Source organism: Brevundimonas sp. GW821-FHT02A10, from assembly GCF_059422025.1.
In genome coordinates this window covers 1,102,073-1,120,243 of record NZ_JBWKWC010000001.1, presented here as the reverse complement: position 1 = coordinate 1,120,243, position 18,171 = coordinate 1,102,073, and the positions used below count along the sequence as shown (strand labels likewise).

Below are 18,171 nucleotides of genomic sequence, written 5' to 3'. Positions count from 1 at the left end.
CGGTCACACTGGCGGGATGACGCTGAAGGACCTGCTTATCCTGATCGGTTTCGGCGCGGCCTTCATCGTGCTGGAGCGGCTGATCCCGCGCGACCGGTCGCAACCCATCCTGCGCCCCGGCTGGCAGACCGACGTGCTGCACGCCTTTGTCGGCGGCTGGATGATCAGCGTGGGGGTCATCCTGATGGGCATCGTCCTGAGCCTTCTGGCGGTGCATGCGGTTCCGCATTCGATCGCCGCCACGATCCGCAGCCAGCCCGACTGGCTGGAGTTCATCGAAATCCTGCTGCTGGCCGATCTGGGAATCTACTGGATCCATCGGGCGTCGCATGCCGCGCCCGTCCTGTGGCGCTTCCACGCGGTGCATCACTCCAGCGAGCATCTGGACTGGGCCGCGGCGCACCGGGTGCACCCCATCGAACAGGTGCTGTTCTCCACCGCCGCCGTCGGCCCGGCGGTGCTGCTGGGCTTCTCGCCGGGGCCGCTGACCGTCTTCGGCCTGCTCTATCACGCCCACGCCCTGCTGCTGCACGCCAATGTCCGTCTGGACTTCGGGCCGCTGAAGCACGTCATCGGCTCGCCGGCCTTCCACCACTGGCACCATGCGGACCAGCGCGAGGCCTATGACCGCAATTTCGCGGCCCTGTTTTCCGCCTACGACCATCTGTTCGGCAGCTTCCGCCTGCCGAAGGGGCGTTTGCCCGAGCGCTATGGCGTCGAGGACCCGGTGCCGAAGGACTTTGTCGGCCAGCTGGCGCATCCGTTCCGGAGTGCGGGCGACGACGCGCGCGCCGCGCCCGCCCCCGAAGCGGCGGCTCAGTTCAACCCGTAGACCACGCAGGCGCTGTCGGTGAGGGTCTGGAGCGGCGGCTGCAGGGCCAGGCGCGCGGCCTCGATGGCGTCCTCTCCCGGGGCCTGACCGGGAGGCGGCGGCGGCGGTGGGGGCGGCGCGGGCGGAGGTGGCGGCGCCTCGGCGAACATGCCCGCGTCCACCGTCGTGGCCTGACCACCGCCGGAGCCGTAGGAGGGCCAGCCGGCGAGGACGTCGGTCTGGCAGGCGCGGCCCGTGGGGTCGATGACCCGGACCGAGCCGAGCGTGGCCCCGGCGTTGGACGCGGCGGCCTGGGCCCGGGCGCGGGCGTCCTTCATGGCCTCGGCGGCCAGACGGGTCTTCCAGGCGTTCTCGGGCTCGAGATAGAAGCTGACCCTGCTGATCGAGGTCGGCTGGGTCGCCACCACCGTCGCATAGACCCGCTCCAGCGCAGAGATGTCGCGAACATTCACGCTGACGGTGGCTTCGGTCTGGTAGCGGACGATCTTGTCGGGCCGGACGTTGTCGCGCATCACCCCGGCCTCGTCGCGGTATTGCTCATAGACCGGCCGGGTGGTGAGGCCCGTCTCGATGCGCACCTTGTCGACGCCGTAGCCGGCCAGCTGCTGGCTCAGGGCCCGCACCAGGTCGGCGGCCTTTCGTGAGGCTTCCGCCGCGCTGCGGTCCAGCGCCGTGAAACTGGCGCCGAAATTGGCGCGGTTGGCCGGGATCTCGACGCGGACGCTGCCGATGGAGGCGATGACCGGGTCGCGCATCCACCAGGGGGCCGGGACATATTGCTGGCCGATGGTCGCGGGCGGCGTCTGGGCCAGGGCGGGAGCGACGGCGCCGGAAAGGGCGGCGAGGATCAGGGCGGCGGGCAGGGCGGCGGCGGCTGGACGCATCAGTTTCACTCCCGTTTTGCGAGCACCCTCGCAGCCGCCGTGAAGCGCGTAAACCCCGACGCTTGCCGAGGCCCGTCCACAGGTCTAGACCGCCGCCCAAAGATTTCCTCCCTCACTCGCAACCCCGGCCTCAAGTCGCGCTCAGCGCATCGGGCCACGCAAAACGGAGACGACCCTATGGCTCGTGCAAAGATCGCCCTTATCGGCGCCGGCATGATCGGCGGCACCCTGGCCCATGTGGCCGCGCGCGAAGCGCTGGGCGACGTCATCCTGTTCGACATCGCCGAGGGCACCCCCCAGGGCAAGGCTCTGGACATCGCCGAAGCCACCGCCGTGTTCGGCTCGTCGGTCTCACTCAAGGGCGCCAACGCCTATGAGGACATCGCGGGCGCCGACGTCTGCATCGTCACTGCCGGCGTGCCCCGCAAGGACGGCATGAGCCGCGACGATCTGGTCTCCATCAACCTGAAGGTCATGAAGGCCGTCGGCGAGGGCATCAAGGCCCACGCCCCGAACGCCTTCGTCATCTGCATCACCAACCCGCTCGACGCCATGGTCTGGGCCCTGCAGAAATTCTCGGGCCTGCCCAAGGAGAAGGTCGTCGGCATGGCCGGCGTGCTGGACTCGGCCCGCTTCGCCTACTTCCTGTCGGAAAAGACCGGCGTCTCGGTGCAGGACATCCACGCCTGGACCCTGGGCGGTCACGGCGACGACATGGTCCCGATGGTGCGTCACTCGACCGTCGGCGGTCTGCCCCTGCCTGACGCCGTCGCCGCCGGCTTCCTGTCGCAAGCCGATCTGGACGCCATCGTCACCCGCACCCGCAAGGGCGGCGGCGAGATCGTCGCCCTGCTGAAGACCGGTTCGGCCTTCTACGCCCCGGCGGAATCGGCCATCGCCATGGCCAAGTCCTACCTGCTGGACCAGAAGCGCGTCCTGCCCTGCGCCGTCTGGCTGTCGGGCGAATACGGCCTGTCGGACCTCTACGTCGGCGTGCCGGCCCTGATCGGCGCCGGCGGCGTCGAGAAGGTCGTCGAGTTCACGACCAACGACGAAGAGAAGGCGATGTTCGAGAAGTCGGTCGCCTCGGTCCAGGGCCTGATCCAGTCCTGCAAGGATCTGGATCCGTCGCTGGCTTGACGCCAGCGAGGCGCTAACGCGCGCGACGCGGTCGCGCGCTGCTTGAGCGCCGAAGAGTGAATGGAAAGGGCCGCAGCATCTGCTGCGGCCCTTTTTCTTTGCCTACTGCGCAGGCGCTGCGGCCGGGGCTGCAGCCGCCGCGCCGGTGGTCAGGCGGGCGAACTGGGGCAGGAGGCTGCGCCAGATCGACAGGTGGTCGGCCAGCTGTTCGGGGCCGCCGGCGTTCAGCAGAACGTCGTACTGGACCACCGCCGAGGGCAGGCCCGTGCCTTGGGGCGCCTCATAGATGGCCTTGAGGAAGCGGCGCTCGCGGTTCCAGCCGTTGATCATATCCGGCGTGATGACGGCGTTGGACACGCCGGTGGTGAACTGGACGTCCGAGCACAGGCCGTTGTCGCACGACTGGAAGAACAGCAGCCAGGCCAGGCCGTCGGCGTCGACACGGACATACTGGCGGCCCTGATCCTCCTGGATGGCGCCCGCCGTGGCGCCCTGGGCGGCGAGCCAGGCGATCACCGCCGCGGGGGAGACGCCGAGCGCCGCCGGCTGCGCAGCCGGCTGCGGGGCCGCCGGAGCCGCCACAGGGCGGGCAGGGGCCGTCTGGCTGACGGGCGTGACGGAGAGGGCGAGGGCCGACAGGGCGGCGGCGAAAACAGTCATCGGGAAACCTCCAGCTTCGGCCCCAGCCTAACAGCCATTACGGCGAAGTTGTGGGCGTGGACACTCAGGCGTGTTCGGCCCGCTCCAGCCACGAGGCGCTCGACATTTCGCGCAGACGAGAGACCGTGCGCTCGAACTCGAAAGCGCCGTCACCGGCCGGATAGAGGGCCTCGGGCTGATCTTCGGCGCGGACCACCAGCCGGGTCCCCGCCTCATAGAGAGCGTCGATCAGGGTCACGAGCCGCTTCGCCTCATGGCGCCGGTCGGGGCTGAGGATGGGCACGGAATCGAGGAACAGGGTGTGGAAGCGCGCCGCGATGGCCAGATAGTCCTGCGGCCCCAGCGGCCGGGCGCAGAGCTCGTCGAAGGTGGCGCGGGCCAGACTGCCGGCGGTGCGTTCGATGACCACGTCGCGGCCCAGCACCTGAAGATGGGCGGCCTCTTCCGGCTCGCCGCCGCGCAGATCGGTCCAGAGGGCCTCGAAGGCCGCGCCCGACTTGCCGTCCGCATCGCCGACAAACCAGACCGGCGAGCCCATCAGCCGGTTCAGTCGCCAGTCGCGGGCGCCGTCGATCTCGATGACCACGCAGCGTGTTTTGATCTCGTCGATGAAGGGGGTGAAGAGCTGGCGGTTGATGCCGTTTTTGTAGAGTTCGTCGGGTGCGCGGTTGGAGGTGACGGCCAGAACCACCTTCCTCTCGAACAGGGCGTCGAACAGCCGGCCCAGGATCATGGCGTCGGCGATGTCGGTGACCTGAAGCTCGTCGAAACAGAGCAGCCGGGCCTCCGAGGCGATCAGGGCCGCGATCGGCTCGATGGGGTCGTCGCCCTTGTGGGTCCCGAAGACGGCCTGACGCTGCTTCTTGTCGCCCTCGCGCCACTGGCGGACCAGGTCGTGGATGCGGGCCATGAAGGCGTGAAAGTGGGCGCGCAGCTTCTTCGGCTCGGGCGTGGCGGAGACGAACAGGTCCATCAGCATGGACTTGCCCCGCCCCGGAGGCCCCCAGATGTAGAGGCCGCGGACCTCGGGATGGCCGCCGAACAGACCCTTTCTGGAGAGATCCTTCTCCAGCCGCTCCATGGCCTTGATCAGCGGCGCCTGGGCCGGATCGGGCGCGATCACCCCCTCTTCGACGCGGATGTCATAGGCGGAGCGGATGCGGGAGGTCATGGCGCTTCAGTTAGGCGACGGGGGCGTGGCTGTGAAGCTGACGTCTGGCGTCGGGCGAACGGCCCGCCTAGGTTGGCGTGGCTGTTCTACGGGGGGTGGAATGTTTCAAGCGTTGATTCTCGCGGTCTCGTTGTTGGGGCCGCAGGCGGGGGATGCTGTCCTGCTGCCGGTCCAGCACGACCGGGCCTATGCGATTGAGACCCGTATCCACCGCTGGCGCCGGACCGGCGACGATCCGGCCGTGACCGCCGACCAGCACCTGAGAGTGGAGGTTCAGCCGGTTCCGGACGGCTTCAAGACCCTGTGGCGCGATCTGGCCGCGCCAGACCGCACCGCCATGGCGGTCCAGACCAACGAACGACTGGTCCCGCTGGTTCTGAGCAATCTGGATGCGGCCTGGGCCGAGCGCGGGCTGGCGCTGGTCAGGATGAGTTCGAACAATTCCGTGGCGGCGCAAGAGATGTTCGAGGCCATGCCGGACAATGCGCGCCAGGCCATGCTGTTCAAGGACGCCATCCTGATCGCCTCTGTCCAGGGACTGGGGCAGGCGGTGGGGGAGCCCTTTGTACAACGCCTGCCCGGCCAGAGGGTGGGCGACAGCCCGTCGATGGACATCGTGTCGACAGTGACCCTGGACTCCGTCGATCGCGCCACGGGCAAGGCGGTGATCACCTGGACCACGGCGCTGGATCCCAAGACCGTCGCCGACGCCCTGCCCGCCGCCGTCAGGGCGGTGCTGGGTCTCTCGGAGGAGGAAGCCGCGAAGATGGAGGGGTTCGACGCCATGCTCTCCTCCGCCAGGATGCAGAACGGCCGGAACTGCCGCTACGACGTCGACATGGCTTCCGGCCTTGCCGAGACGGTCGTCTGCACGGAGCTGCAGGATATCGACATCGGGGGCCAGCGGATGAAGACCGAGGGGCGTATGGAGGCGACGCAACGCCTGATGCCCTGAAGCGTCAGGGTCTAAACATAAGCGTAGCCGATGCCTTTGGCGTGCGAACTGGGGCAAATCCTTGCGCTCCCGCAGCGGAAAGCGATTGCTTCGCGCGTGCGAAAGCTTACATGCGTGCCCCTGCCGCAAGAACCCTTGCGGCAGGCCTTGCCTATTCATGCACCAATCGCGCTCAAGCAGCGAGGGACCGCGTCCCGAGCGTTAGCGCGTCCGAAGGACCAAATATCATGGGCTATCGCGTCGCCGTCGTAGGCGCCACCGGCAATGTCGGCCGGGAAATGATGACCATCCTCGAGGAACTGAACTTCCCCGTGGACGAAATTCACGCGATCGCCAGCCGAAAATCCAAAGGCGTGGAGGTCTCGTTCGGCGACCGCACCCTGAAGTGCCAGGATCTGGAACAGTTCGACTTTTCCACCGTCGACGTCGTGCTGATGTCGGCCGGCGGGACGGTGTCGAAGGAATGGTCCGAGAAGATCGGCAAGGCCGGTCCGATCGTGATCGACAACTCCTCGGTCTTCCGCATGGACAAGGACGTGCCCCTGATCGTGCCGGAAGTGAACCCGGACGCGGTCAAGGACATCCGCAAGAACATCATCGCCAACCCGAACTGCTCGACCGCCCAGCTGGTCGTGGCGCTCAAGCCCCTGCATGACGCGGCCAAGATCAAGCGCGTCGTGGTCTCGACCTATCAGTCGGTTTCGGGCGCGGGCAAGGAAGGGATGGACGAGCTGTGGAACCAGACCAAGGCCATCTATGGCCTGGGCGACGCCAAGCCGAAGAAATTCCCCAAGCAGATCGCCTTCAACGTCATCCCCTTCATCGGGTCGTTCAACGAGGACGGCTATACCGACGAAGAGGCCAAGATGTGGAACGAGGTCCACAAGATGATGGACCCGGAGATCAAGCTGACGGTCACCTGCGTGCGGGTGCCGGTCTTCGTGGGCCACTCCGAAGCGGTCACGGTCGAGTTCGACCGTCCGATCTCGGTCGACGAGGCGCGCGCCATCCTGCGCGAGGCCCCGGGCGTTCTGGTGGTCGATAAGCACGAGCACGACGGTTACATCACCCCGGTCGACGCCGCGGGCGAGCATGCCGTCTATGTCTCGCGCATCCGCAAGGACCACACGGTCGAGAACGGCCTGAGCTTCTGGGTGGTGTCGGACAACCTGCGCAAGGGCGCCGCCCTGAACGCCGTCCAGATCGCCCAGCTGCTGGACGAGACGGGGACCCTCAAGTCCTCGACCGGCTTCCGCTCGATCTCGGTCTGATCCCTCCCCAAGGGGAGAGTTTCGCCGTCAAAAGGATGAGGGGCCGCAAGGCGCCTCATCCGATCGGGCTTCGGCCCGGCCCCCTTCTCCCGCCGGGAGAGGGAAGGAGATGCCATGACTGACGCCGCCGCCTCCGAAACCCGCAACGCCCTGATCGCGGCCCTGCTCTGCTATTGTGTCTGGGGCGTGCTGCCGCTGCTGTTCATGGCCCTGGCCCATATGGGCTATTCGGCGCCCGAGATCCTGGCCCACCGCGTCCTGTGGTCGGCGCCGTTCGCAGCCGTGCTGGTGCTGCTGGCCGGACAGTCGGGTCAGGCCCGGCAGGTGCTGACCAGCCCCGCGACCGTGGGCTGGCTGGCCCTGTCGACCGTGATGATCGTCATCAACTGGGGCCTCTATGTCTGGGCCACGACCCATCACCACACGATCGAGGCCAGCCTCGGCTACTATATCAATCCGCTGCTCAACATGGCCGCCGGCATGGTGCTGTTCCGCGAGCGGATCGACAAATGGGGCTGGGCCGCCATCGGTCTGGCCGCTGTCGGGGTTGTGATCCAGGCCGTCGCCCTGGGCCGCCCGCCGTGGCTGTCGATCGGCATCGCCCTGAGCTTCGCGGCCTATGGGGTGATCCGCAAACGGGTCGCGGCCGAGGCCCAGACCGGCCTGTTTGTCGAATGCCTTCTGATGCTGCCCTTCGGCGCGGCCTGGTTGATCTGGCTCGCCCATACGGGACAGGCCGTCGGGTTCGCCAGCCCGTCGCACTGGGCCTGGTCGATCGCCTGCGGCGTGATCACCACCATCCCGCTGGCCCTGTTCGCCTGGTCGGCGCGGCGGCTGCCGCTGTCGACCATCGGCTTCCTGCAGTTCCTCGCCCCGACGCTGCAGTTCGCCGTCGGCGTCTTTACGGGCGAGCCGCTGACCCTGCTGCGTATCCTGTCCTTCGTCTTCATCTGGGCCGGCGCCGCCGTCTTCGCCCTCGCCGCCCTGTGGCGCAAACGGGCCGAGCGGCAGGCGATCAAGACGGTGGTCGACGCCGTCTAGGGACGGGCCTAGCCTCAGGCCCATGACCGAGGCTCTGTCGAAATCCCACAAGCGCTGGATCCTCGCCGCGACGGTGCTGGGGTCGAGCCTCACCTTCATCGACGGTTCGGCGCTCGGCGTCGCCCTGCCGGCGATCCAGAAAGATCTCGGGGCCGGCCCGGCGGCGGTGCAGTGGGTGTCGAACGCCTATCTGCTGACGCTCGGCGCGCTGGTCCTGATCGGCGGGGCGGCGGGCGACCGGTTCGGGCGGCGCAAGGTCTTCCTGATCGGGGTGGCGATCTTCACCCTGGCCTCCATCGTCTGCGGTCTGTCGCCGAACGTGCAGGCGCTGATCGGGGCGCGGGCGGTGCAGGGGGTCGGGGCGGCCCTGCTGACGCCGGGAGCGCTGGCCCTGATCGGGGCGACCTTCCCGCCGGAAGAACGCGGCAAGGCCTTCGGCGCCTGGGCCGGGGCGGGGGCCATCTTCGGCATGGTCGGGCCTCTGGTCGGCGGCTGGCTGGCCGACCACGCCGACTGGCGCGCCATCTTCTGGATCAATGTGCCGCTGGCCGTCCTCGCCGTCCTGATCACCGTGAAGTTCACGCCCGAGAGCCGGGACGAGGGCGCAAAGGGGCTGGACGGGCTCGGCGCCATCCTGGCCGTGGTCGGGCTGGGGGCGGTGACCTGGGGGCTGACGGCGGCGCCCGATCTGGGCATGGCGAACCCGTGGATCGTCGGCTCGCTGGTCGGGGGCGTGCTGGTGCTGGCGGGCTTCCTGTGGGCGGAGGCGAAGGAGGCGCATCCGATGATGCCGCTGAGCCTGTTCCGGTCGCCGGTGTTCAGCGGGATCAATCTGCTGACGCTGCTTCTTTATTTCGCGCTGGGCGGGGCGATGTTCTTCCTGCCGTTCGAGCTGATCCGGGTGCATGGCTGGACCGCGACCGGGGCGGGCTCGGCCATGCTGCCCTTCGCGGTGATCATGGGGCTGTTCTCGGGCGTGGCGGGCCGGATCGCCGACCGCTTCGGGGCGAAGCTGTCGCTGAGCGTCGGGCCGGTGCTGGCGGGCGTGGGGCTGGCGCTGCTGGCCCTGATGCCGAGGGACGCCGGCTATGTCGCCGGACCTCTGGCCGGGATGACGGTGCTGGCCATCGGGATGACCTTCGCCGTCGGGCCGCTGACGGCGGCGGTGATGGGGGCGGTGGCGCCGGGCCACACCGGGGTGGCGTCGGGCGTCAACAATGCGGTGGCGCGGGTGGCGGGCCTGCTGGCCGTGGCCCTGCTGGGGATGGTGCTGTCGGCGGTGTTCGTCGCCGTGCTGGACCAGCCCGAGGCCCGGGCAAGGCTCGGCGACTTCATGGCCGGAGCCTCAGGACAGGCGGCCGAGGGCGCGGCCTTTCACCGGGCGTATCAGGTCGTCATGGCGGCGTGCGCCGCATGCGCGATCCTGAGCGGAATCATCGGTGGATTCACCGCGCCCGGCCGGGTCGAGAGTGGCGTTCAGAAGCCCGCGTAGAAGGCGTCGATCAGCCGGGTCGCGCGCGGATCGCCGATCAGGTGCGGCGACTGGCGGGTCATCACATAGGCGCCCGAGACCCGGGCCTTCGCATCGGCGAAGACACAGGAGCCGCCCCAGCCGCAATGGCCGACCGTGTCCGGGTTGGGGCCGAAGATGTTCAGGCCTTCGTTGCGCATCACGCCCGTGGCCCAGCTGATCACATAGGGCAGGACCTTGTCGGGGCCGTGAATACGTTCGCGGGTCAGCTGTGACACCACATCCGGAGACAGGATCGAGCGGCCATGCAGGTCGCCGCGGTTGGCGACGATGCTGAAGATGCGGGCCAGGTCGCGCGCCGTGGCGTGAAGATTGGCCGAGGGGATTTCCGTCGTGCGCCATTCGGTCGAGCCGCGTCCGCCGGGAGCCGCGCCCTTGGAGATGAAGGCGGCGGACTTGATCGGGTCGATGCCGCCGAGGCTGGGCGGGGCGGCGGGCTTGCGGATCGCCGCGACCCGGTCGTGTTCGGCCTCGGGCAGGCCGATCCACAGGTCGAGATCGTATTTCGTCGCGAAATCCTCGCGCAGGGCGGTGCCCATCGAGCGGCCGTCGGCGAGGCGGAAGACCTCTCCGGCCAGATAACCGATGGTGATCGGGTGGTAGCCAGAGGCCGTGCCCGGGGGCCACATCGGGGCCTGGGCGGCGAGCCGGTCCAGCACCGCCTGACGATCAAACCAGATGGCCGGGTCCTCAGGGGTGTCGAAACCGGGCAGGCCGTCCTGATGCGACATCAGCTGGGCGACGGTAATGCCGTCCTTGCCCGCCTGACCGTAAGCTGGCCACAGGCTGGCGACGGTCTGGTCGTAGCTGAGCTGGCCGCGCTCGACGGCGGAGGCGATCAGAAGCGCCATCACCGCCTTGCCGGTCGAGAAGACGGGGGTCAGGGTCTTGTCGGTGAAGGGGGTGTTCTCGCGCGGGTCGGCCTGACCGGCCCAGAGATCGACCACGACCTCGCCCTCGACGCAGAAGGAGATGCGGGCCGCCTGTTCGTTCAGCCCGTCGGGGGCGTCGGTGAAATTGGCCGCGAAGGCGTCCTTCACGGCGGCGAAACGGGGCGGGCAGACGCCGGAGATGTCGGTCATGCGGGCCTCTTATCCGGGGATTTCGCGTTCAGCCAGTCCAGCACGCCGTTCGCCGCGACCACGCCCGACGCGAAACTGGCCTGAAGCAGATAGCCGCCGGTCGGCGCCTCCCAGTCCAGCATCTCTCCGGCGATGAAGACCCCCGGGCGGGCGGTCAGCATCAAGTGTTGATTCACAGCCTCCAGACCCACACCCCCGGCCGAGGAGATGGCCCGCTCCAGCCCCTGCATCCCGGTCAGCTTGAGGCGGACGCCCTTGATGCGCTTGGCCAGCTTTTCGGCGCCGAGCGGGATCTCGCCGGGGATGTCGCGCAGGACGGCGATGGCGGCGGGGGACAGGCCGCCGGCCTTCCTCAGATGGTTGGTCATCGAATCCTTGCCGCGGCCGGCGGCGAGACGGTCGACGAGGGCGTCCTCGCTCAGGTCGGGGCGCAGGTCGAGGGTCAGGGTCGCCGAACCGTCGCGGGCGATGGCTTCTCTCAGCGCCGCCGACAGGGCGTAGATCCCGCCGCCTTCTAGGCCATAGCGGGTAAGCATGACCTCGCCCCGAACCGTCTTGTCCCCGAATGTCAGGGCCACGGCCTTGAGCGCCTGACCCGCCGCGCGGTCCTTCAGGATGTCGGACCAGTCAACATTGAATCCGGCGTTGGAGGGCCGCAGGGGTGCGACCGCGACGCCTTCGGCCTCCAGCAGGGGCGTCCAGCTGCCGTCCGAGCCCAGACGCGGCCAGCTGGCGCCGCCGAGCGCCAGAATGACGGCGTCGGGCCGTTCGGCCTCTGCGCCCTCGAAGGTCAGGCCCTCATCGGACCAGCCGGTCCAGTGGGAGCGGGTCTTCAGGACGACGCCGAGCTCACCCAGCCGGGCCAGCCAGGCGCGCAGCAGGGGCGAGGCCTTCATGGCGCGTGGGAAGACCCGGCCGCTGGAACCTGTGAAGGTCGGTTGGCCCAGACCTTCGGCCCAGGCGATCAGGTCGTCGGGCGAGAAGGCGTCCAGCCAGTCGGACACCGTCGCTTCGGCCGGGCCGTAGCGCGACAGGAAGGCCTCCTGATCCTCCGAATGGGTCAGGTTCAGCCCGCCGCGTCCGGCCAGCAGGAATTTACGCGCCGGCGAGGGCATGCGTTCGTGCACGGTGACCGCGACGCCTGCCTTGGCCAGAACCTCGGCCGCCATCAGCCCGGCGGGGCCGGCGCCAATGATGGAAACGGTGCGGAGGGAGGTGTCGGAGGAGGCCATGAGGCGCCTTCTAGCGCAAGAGGGGGGATTTCGGATCAAAAACCCCTATATGTTTCCAGATGAGCGTCGCCTTCACCCGTGAGGAAGACCTGGAGGCCACGGCCGCCGATCTTCCCGACCGTCCCATCTCGCCGCACGCCAACCTCGTGACGGCGTCGGGCCTCGCCGCGATCGAGGCCGAGCTGGCTTCGGCGCGCGCGGCCTACAGCGGGGCGCAGGCGCACGGGTCGATCGAGGCCGACCGTACCGCCATGGCCCGGGCCACGCGCGACCTGCGTTACTGGTCTGCGCGCCGGGCCAGCGCCCAGCTGCTGGAGGTTCCGGCCGAGGGTGTCGTGCGTTTCGGCGGGTCTGTGACCATCGAACGCGAGGACGGACGCACCCAGACCTGGCGTATCGTCGGCGAGGACGAGGCCGATCCGGCGGAGGGCTCGGTCAGTCATGTCTCGCCCCTGACCCGCGCCCTGATCGGCAAACGGGTCGGCGACGAGGCTGTCGTAGCCGGTCAGACTGTGGAGATCGTCGCAGTGGATTGATCGGCGGTCGACACCGCCATCGCCTTGCGCTCAACTGAAATCATAAGAGAAGGAAAGAGACGCCCATGGCCCGAAAGCCCAACTACAGTTTCGAGCGTCAGGAACGCGAGCGCGCCGACGCCAAGAAGGCCGCCGAAAAGGCCGCCGCCAAGGCCGAGAAGCGCGCCCAGCAGCAGGCCGAAAAGGCCGCGGGCGCCGAGCCCACTGACGAGGACTAGACCAGACCCTCACAGGCCGGGGCCTCGGCCGCGCTGCCGGGGAAGACGCGCGCATCCAGCGCGGCGCGGTCGACGCCCATGTGATCGCGCAGGACGCCCTTGAAGACCGAGCGGACGTCGAGCGTCGGGGTCAGGTCGCGGTTCTCGAACAGCTTCGCCTCGGCCAGGGTCGGCCAGTCGCCGACAAGTCCCCCTTGCTTGAGCGCGCCGCCCGCCAGCAGCAGGGAGGAGCCGGTGCCGTGGTCCGTCCCTTGCGTGCCATTGGCGCGGGCGGTGCGGCCGAACTCGGTGGCGACGACGACGACGGTGCGATCCCAGTCAGCCCCCAAACCCTGATGCAGGCCGCCGATGACCTGATCGAGGCCCGTCAGACGCGTCTGGAGCTGGCCCAGCTGGCGGGCGTGGGTGTCCCAGCCGTCGATGGACAGGGCCACGAGGTCGGCGCCCTGATCCCCCGCCATCAGCCGGGCGACGGCGGCCCCGAGGCCGGCGACGTCGTTGCGACGGACGGTGGCGTCGCCCGCGACCATGGCCATCTGTTCGGTTTCCAGACCGCGCGCCAGATTGGTCCCGAGCATGGGGTCATCGACATAGAGGTCCTGAAGCAGGGAGGCGATGCGGTCGCCACCTTCGATCTGTCCGCCCGGCGCCCAGCTGGAGGTCGGGGCCGAGCCGCGCAGGATCAGGGGCGTCTGGGCCCCGATGGAGAGGCCGTGATAGCGGGCGCCCGAGGCCGCCAGCGCGCGGTTGAGCCAGCCGTCGGTTTGCTGACGCAGGCCCTCGCCCCCGTTCTCGAGCACGTCCTGGGCGTCGAAGTGGGAGCGGATGCGGGCGGGGATGGCCACGGCCGGGGCGAAGCGGACCTGCCCCACGCCGTAGAGATCGTGCAGCCCCTTGAGCGAAGGATGGAGGCCGAAGCCTTCGGAGAGGGCGAGCGCCCCGTTGGTCTGGCCGGGCGCCGCGATGGCGAGGCTGCCACGCAGGGGGACATAGTTGGAATCGCCGTAGGGCACGGTGACCGACAGGCCGTCCATGGCGCCGCGGGCGATAATGACGACCATCTTGTTGCGCGGACCGGCGGCTGACTGGGCCGAGGCCTTGCCGGCGAAGGCGAGGCTGACGCCGGCGGCGCCGAGGAAGAGACGGCGGTTCAGGTGGGGGTAGGTCATCGGCGTTGGAACTCCGGCGACATGAGGAACAGGGTCAGGGCTTCGGGGCGGCTTTCGGCGCGGGCGACGGCGAGGCGGGTGCGTTCGCTGAGGCGGGCGCCGAGGGCATTGGCGGCGACGGCGTTGGGATCGGCGACCTGGGCGAGGTCGGCGACGGTCTTGGACCAGTCGAGCCGCTTCACCAGGGCGTCGGGCCCGGCCCAGTCGGCGGCGGTGTCGGGCCAGCCCTCGGGCGAGGGGGCGGCGAAGGCCGGCTGGCCCATGGCGATAAGGGCCTGCTGCAACGGTTGAATCCGCTGCGGGCTGGTGTTCAGCGCCCGGTGGGCCGAGACGATAAACTCATAGGGGGTCTTGATCTTGGCCGGTTGGGGCGACCAGCTCTCGGGGGCGGTCACCAGGGTCCGGGCCACAACGGCGAGGTCGCCGCCCGAGCGGTTCCAGGCCTGTTCGAGCCTGTCGACCAGAGACGGCGGCGGATCGTCGGCGACGAAATGGATGGCGATCCTGTGCGCCAGCCGCCGGGCCGTCTGCGGCCGGTTGGCGAGGTCGCGCAGGATGGCCTCGCCCTGATCCTTCTCACCGGCGCCGTAGGTCTTGCCGAGAACGGTGCGGGCGCCCGGTTCGTGGACGATGGCGCGGTAGACGAAGCCGTTGAGGCCGGGCTCGCCGCGCACGGCGGCCTGAACACCCCGGGCATAGAGGGCCTGTTCGCGGGCGCCGCCGCCGCCGAAGCCTTGCGCCCCCGCCGCGACATTGGCGCGAACCAGATCCATGCCCTGATCGCGGGGCGCGGGGACGGACCAGCCGGTCAGGGCGCGGGCGAATTCGGTGACGTCGGCCTGGGTATAGCCGCCGTCAGCGCCGATGGTGTGCAGCTCCATGATCTCGCGGGCGAGGTTCTCGTTCAGCCCGGCGTTGCGGCGCTGGCCCGCGCGGCTGTCGGGGCCGATCGACTGGGCCTGATCGAGATAGAGCAGCATGGCCGGATGCTGTTCGGCGGCGATGGCCAGATCCTCGAACCTGCCGAAGACATGGGGGCGGATGGCCTCGCGCTCATACTGGCCCATGAAGATGGCCGACTGGAACTTGGTCGCGGAGACCGTGAAGCCGTTGGCCCAGAACAGGGCCCAGCGCTCCGCGAAACCGGCGTCGGTGGTGGCGCCCAGTTGGGCCCGGGCGAGGAACTCGCGCGCCGTGTCCTGAACCAGATCACGGCGGCTGTCGCGGCGGGCATCGAAGGCGGCCTGGGCGGGGTCGGCGCCGGGCATGGGCGCCGCCTGAGTCATGGGCGCGGTCTGATCGGCCTGATTGGCCATACGTTGGGCGCGGCGTTGCTGGCGCCGGGGTTGGGCGGGCGGCTCCATGGCCAGCTGGGCGCCCGGCTGTCCTGCGGCGGGCGGCATGTCCTGACGCGCCTGCCGCACCTGCCGGGCGTCGCGCTGGTAGTCGAGGAAGGCCTGCATTCGCTCGACGGAGTTTTCGAACGGACCGGACGGATTGGCCGCGCCGGAGGTGCGGATCTGGCCTTCCAGCCAGCCGCGGGGGTCGTTCAACCGTTGAATCTCACCGGGCCGCGCGCCCAGGCCGAAGCGGGTGAGGGCGATGGCGGCGTTGACGTCGGATTCCGAAGGCATGGCCCGTCCTCTCGTCGTTTGTGTCAGACCTGAAACGTCCCGTCTCGAAAAGTCCGTCGAAGATGAGGAGGTTGCAAGCCGGGATTGACGGGTATCCAATGACGGCGAAATGCGAAGGCCCCGCCAAAAGGGCTTCAGCGGGAGTGAGATCGATGGGCCAGAGGTCCGAGACCCTGACCGACGCGCTCGGCCATCCCGACCGGGTCCGGTCGGTGCTGGACGATGCGGCCGGGCCGGCGCGGTCGGCGCTGGCGGCGTCGTGGCGGCGCTCGATCACTCTCTATGGCCTCGATCCCGAGGACGGTCGGCCGCCCGAGGTGCTGACGGCGCAGGAGCTGGCGGCGGCGCGGCAGGAGATCGAGCCCCTGATGCGGGCGGCGCAGGCGACGCTGGACCGGCTGTTTCAGGCCGTCGGCGATACCGGCTGCTGCGTGCTGCTGACCAATCGCGACGGGGTGCCGGTCGACCGGCGCGGGGCCGTCGCTGACGACGACCAGTTCCGCCGCTGGGGTCTGTGGTCCGGCGCGGTCTGGTCCGAGGCGACCGAGGGCGCCAATGGCATCGGGACCTGTCTGGCCGAGGGCCGGGCCCTGACCATCCACCGCGACCAGCATTTCCACACCCGGAACATCGGCCTGAGCTGCACGGCGGCGCCGATCTACGACCATCAGGGGCGGCTGGCGGCGGCGCTGGATGTGTCCTCGGCCCGGGCCGACCTGACCGAGGGCTTCGTCGGCCTGATCGCAGCGGCGGTGGGCGACGCCGCCCGCGCCATCGAGGCCGCCCATTTCCGCGAGGCCTTTTCCCAGACCCGTATCGTCCTGCCGCCGGGCGGAGAGCGGCACGGCGCGGCTCTGCTGGCGGTGGATCGTCACGATCTGGTCGTCGGGGCGACGCGGTCGGCGCGCCAGATGTTCGACATCACAGACGCCCGTATCGCCGGTCAGCTGCCGGCCTCGGACGTGCTTTCGGTGGGCGGAAGCGGCGAGGAGCTGGTCGAGGCCGAACGGGGGGCGGTGCGCCGGGCCCTGGCGCGGGCGGACGGCAACGTCTCGGCCGCCGCGCGGGCGCTGGGCGTGAGCCGGGCGACGCTGCATCGCAAGCTGAACCGGCTGGGTCTGGCGGGGCACTGACTGTCGCAGCAGTGCGACAGGTGTGCGGCGCAGCATAGAAACCGGCCCTATCGCCGGGAGGATAACCGGCGCTCTCTGGTCTCCAACGACGACGCCGAAACCGGCGCGCCATGGAAACAGACGGAGACCGATCATGACCAAGCCCGATTTCATCCGCGCCGCGACGCCGAAATTCAAACCGCGCTACGAGAATTTCATCGGCGGCGAATGGGTCGCCCCCGTCGCGGGCCGCTATTTCGAGAACACCTCGCCGGTCAATGGCCGGGTCCTGTGCGAGGTCGCCCGGTCTGACGCCGCCGACGTCGAGCTGGCGCTGGACGCCGCGCACAAGGCGAAGGACGCCTGGGGCAAGACCTCGGTCACCGAGCGGGCCATCATGCTGAACCGGATCGCCGACCGGATGGAGGAGAACCTTCAGGCCATCGCCGAGGCCGAGACCTGGGAGAACGGCAAGCCGGTGCGCGAGACCATGGCCGCCGACATCCCGCTGGCCATCGACCATTTCCGCTATTTCGCCGGCTGTATCCGCGCCCAGGAAGGCGGCATCTCCCAGCTCGACAACGACACGGTCGCCTATCATTTCCATGAGCCGCTGGGCGTGGTCGGCCAGATCATTCCGTGGAATTTCCCGATCCTGATGGCGGCGTGGAAGCTGGCTCCGGCCCTGGCGGCCGGCAACTGCATCGTCATGAAGCCGGCCGAACAGACGCCGTCCTCGATCCTGCTGGTCATTGAACTGATTCAGGACCTGATCCCGGCGGGGGTGCTCAACATCGTCTCGGGCACCGGCGTCGAGGTCGGCAAGCCGCTGGCCACCAACCCGCGCATCGCCAAGATCGCCTTCACCGGCTCGACCGCCGTCGGCCAGCAGATCATGCAGTACGCCACCGAGAACATCATCCCGGTGACGCTGGAGCTGGGCGGCAAGTCGCCGAACATCTTCTTCAAGGACGTGATGGATCACGACGACGCCTTCCTCGACAAGGCGCTGGAAGGCTTCGCGATGTTCGCGCTCAACCAGGGCGAGGTCTGCACCTGCCCGAGCCGCGCCCTGATCCACGAGGACATCTATGAGGCCTTCATGGAGAAGGCGATCAAACGGGTCGAGGCCATCGTCGCCGGCGACCCGCTGGACCCGAACACCATGGTCGGCGCCCAGGCCTCGGACGTGCAGCTGAAGAAGATCCTCGGCTATCTCGACATCGGCCGGGCGGAAGGCGCCGAGGTGCTGACCGGCGGCGACCAGCCGGAACTCGGCGGCGATCTGGCCGGCGGCTATTACGTCAAGCCGACCATCTTCAAGGGCACCAACGACATGCGGGTGTTCCAGGAAGAGATTTTCGGCCCGGTCCTGTCGGTGACCACCTTCAAGACTCTGGAAGAGGCCATCGCGATCGCCAACGACACCGTCTATGGCCTCGGCGCCGGGGTCTGGTCGCGCGACATGAACACCGCCTACCGCGCCGGACGCGCCATCGAGGCCGGGCGGGTCTGGACCAACTGCTATCACGCCTACCCCGCCCATGCGGCCTTCGGCGGCTACAAGAAGTCCGGCATCGGGCGTGAGAACCACCGGATGATGCTGGACCACTATCAGCAGACCAAGAACCTGCTGGTCAGCTACAGCCCCGACAAGCTCGGCTTCTTCTGATCCCCAACTCCCCCCGGAGACGTCCCGACCC

17 protein-coding genes are annotated in these 18,171 nt (G+C 69.0%); 10 read left to right on the top strand and 7 right to left on the bottom strand.

Going from position 1 to position 18,171, the window contains the following annotated elements; all coding sequences use genetic code 11:
* The first annotated feature begins 16 nt into the window (after window positions 1-16).
* Window positions 17-832 (top strand): sterol desaturase family protein, encoded by an 816-nt coding sequence (locus AC07U0_RS05175; RefSeq protein WP_494718943.1) that lies wholly within the window; start codon window positions 17-19, stop codon window positions 830-832.
* Here the strand turns inward: AC07U0_RS05175 and AC07U0_RS05170 are convergent.
* On the bottom strand, window positions 817-1,716 hold the full coding sequence (locus AC07U0_RS05170; protein WP_494718942.1) for an SIMPL domain-containing protein: 900 nt from the start codon (window positions 1,714-1,716) through the stop codon (window positions 817-819). The genes AC07U0_RS05175 and AC07U0_RS05170 overlap by 16 nt on opposite strands.
* A gap of 177 nt (window positions 1,717-1,893) precedes the next feature.
* Between AC07U0_RS05170 and mdh the strand changes: the two genes are divergently transcribed.
* The gene (mdh, locus tag AC07U0_RS05165) at window positions 1,894-2,856 is read left to right on the top strand and encodes a malate dehydrogenase (protein WP_494718941.1); all 963 of its coding nucleotides are present in this window, start codon (window positions 1,894-1,896) and stop codon (window positions 2,854-2,856) included.
* Window positions 2,857-2,958: 102 nt separating this feature from the next.
* On the opposite strand, the gene AC07U0_RS05160 is transcribed toward mdh, so the two are convergent.
* The gene (locus AC07U0_RS05160) at window positions 2,959-3,516 is read right to left on the bottom strand and encodes a YbjN domain-containing protein (protein ID WP_494718940.1); all 558 of its coding nucleotides are present in this window, start codon (window positions 3,514-3,516) and stop codon (window positions 2,959-2,961) included.
* 64 nt (window positions 3,517-3,580) lie between these two features.
* Complete coding sequence (gene zapE / locus AC07U0_RS05155) at window positions 3,581-4,687, bottom strand: cell division protein ZapE (RefSeq protein ID WP_494718939.1); 1,107 nt, start codon at window positions 4,685-4,687, stop codon at window positions 3,581-3,583.
* A gap of 100 nt (window positions 4,688-4,787) precedes the next feature.
* Between zapE and AC07U0_RS05150 the strand changes: the two genes are divergently transcribed.
* The 4 genes from AC07U0_RS05150 (at window position 4,788) to AC07U0_RS05135 (ending at window position 9,446) form a co-directional block, all read left to right on the top strand.
* Window positions 4,788-5,642 (top strand): hypothetical protein, encoded by an 855-nt coding sequence (locus tag AC07U0_RS05150; protein WP_494718938.1) that lies wholly within the window; start codon window positions 4,788-4,790, stop codon window positions 5,640-5,642.
* 227 nt (window positions 5,643-5,869) lie between these two features.
* A complete protein-coding gene (locus tag AC07U0_RS05145; protein WP_494718937.1) occupies window positions 5,870-6,913 on the top strand; it encodes an aspartate-semialdehyde dehydrogenase in 1,044 nt (347 codons plus the stop codon).
* A 114-nt stretch (window positions 6,914-7,027) separates the two neighbouring features.
* Window positions 7,028-7,954 (top strand): EamA family transporter RarD, encoded by a 927-nt coding sequence (gene rarD / locus AC07U0_RS05140; protein WP_494718936.1) that lies wholly within the window; start codon window positions 7,028-7,030, stop codon window positions 7,952-7,954.
* A 22-nt stretch (window positions 7,955-7,976) separates the two neighbouring features.
* Window positions 7,977-9,446 (top strand): MFS transporter, encoded by a 1,470-nt coding sequence (locus tag AC07U0_RS05135; RefSeq protein WP_494718935.1) that lies wholly within the window; start codon window positions 7,977-7,979, stop codon window positions 9,444-9,446.
* Here AC07U0_RS05135 and AC07U0_RS05130 read toward each other — a convergent pair.
* Window positions 9,431-10,567, bottom strand: a complete 1,137-nt coding sequence (locus AC07U0_RS05130) for a serine hydrolase domain-containing protein (protein ID WP_494718934.1) — start codon at window positions 10,565-10,567, stop codon at window positions 9,431-9,433. The two genes, AC07U0_RS05135 and AC07U0_RS05130, sit on opposite strands and share 16 nt — an antisense overlap.
* The gene (locus AC07U0_RS05125; protein WP_494718933.1) at window positions 10,564-11,799 is read right to left on the bottom strand and encodes a BaiN/RdsA family NAD(P)/FAD-dependent oxidoreductase; all 1,236 of its coding nucleotides are present in this window, start codon (window positions 11,797-11,799) and stop codon (window positions 10,564-10,566) included. Before AC07U0_RS05125 ends, AC07U0_RS05130 begins: the two co-directional genes overlap by 4 nt.
* Window positions 11,800-11,858: 59 nt before the next feature.
* Here AC07U0_RS05125 and greA point away from each other — a divergent pair, with 59 nt between their 5' ends.
* Window positions 11,859-12,335 (top strand): transcription elongation factor GreA, encoded by a 477-nt coding sequence (gene greA, locus AC07U0_RS05120; protein ID WP_494718932.1) that lies wholly within the window; start codon window positions 11,859-11,861, stop codon window positions 12,333-12,335.
* 65 nt (window positions 12,336-12,400) lie between these two features.
* Window positions 12,401-12,553 carry a hypothetical protein gene (locus AC07U0_RS05115; protein ID WP_492946435.1) on the top strand — a complete coding sequence of 51 codons (153 nt, stop codon included), beginning with the start codon at window positions 12,401-12,403 and terminating at the stop codon, window positions 12,551-12,553.
* Here the strand turns inward: AC07U0_RS05115 and AC07U0_RS05110 are convergent.
* Both AC07U0_RS05110 and AC07U0_RS05105 read right to left on the bottom strand, forming a co-directional pair.
* Entirely contained in the window at window positions 12,550-13,722 is a 1,173-nt protein-coding gene (locus tag AC07U0_RS05110) for a DUF1501 domain-containing protein (RefSeq protein WP_494718931.1), read from the bottom strand. The genes AC07U0_RS05115 and AC07U0_RS05110 overlap by 4 nt on opposite strands.
* A complete protein-coding gene (locus tag AC07U0_RS05105; protein WP_494718930.1) occupies window positions 13,719-15,356 on the bottom strand; it encodes a DUF1800 domain-containing protein in 1,638 nt (545 codons plus the stop codon). Before AC07U0_RS05105 ends, AC07U0_RS05110 begins: the two co-directional genes overlap by 4 nt.
* 152 nt (window positions 15,357-15,508) lie before the next feature.
* On the opposite strand from AC07U0_RS05105, the gene AC07U0_RS05100 reads away from it, so the two are divergent.
* Together AC07U0_RS05100 and exaC are read left to right on the top strand one after the other, a co-directional pair.
* The gene (locus AC07U0_RS05100; RefSeq protein WP_494718929.1) at window positions 15,509-16,489 is read left to right on the top strand and encodes a GAF domain-containing protein; all 981 of its coding nucleotides are present in this window, start codon (window positions 15,509-15,511) and stop codon (window positions 16,487-16,489) included.
* Window positions 16,490-16,622: 133 nt separating this feature from the next.
* Window positions 16,623-18,140: an acetaldehyde dehydrogenase ExaC gene (exaC, locus tag AC07U0_RS05095; protein WP_494718928.1), complete on the top strand. Its 1,518-nt coding sequence runs from the start codon at window positions 16,623-16,625 to the stop codon at window positions 18,138-18,140.
* Window positions 18,141-18,171 lie beyond the last annotated feature (31 nt).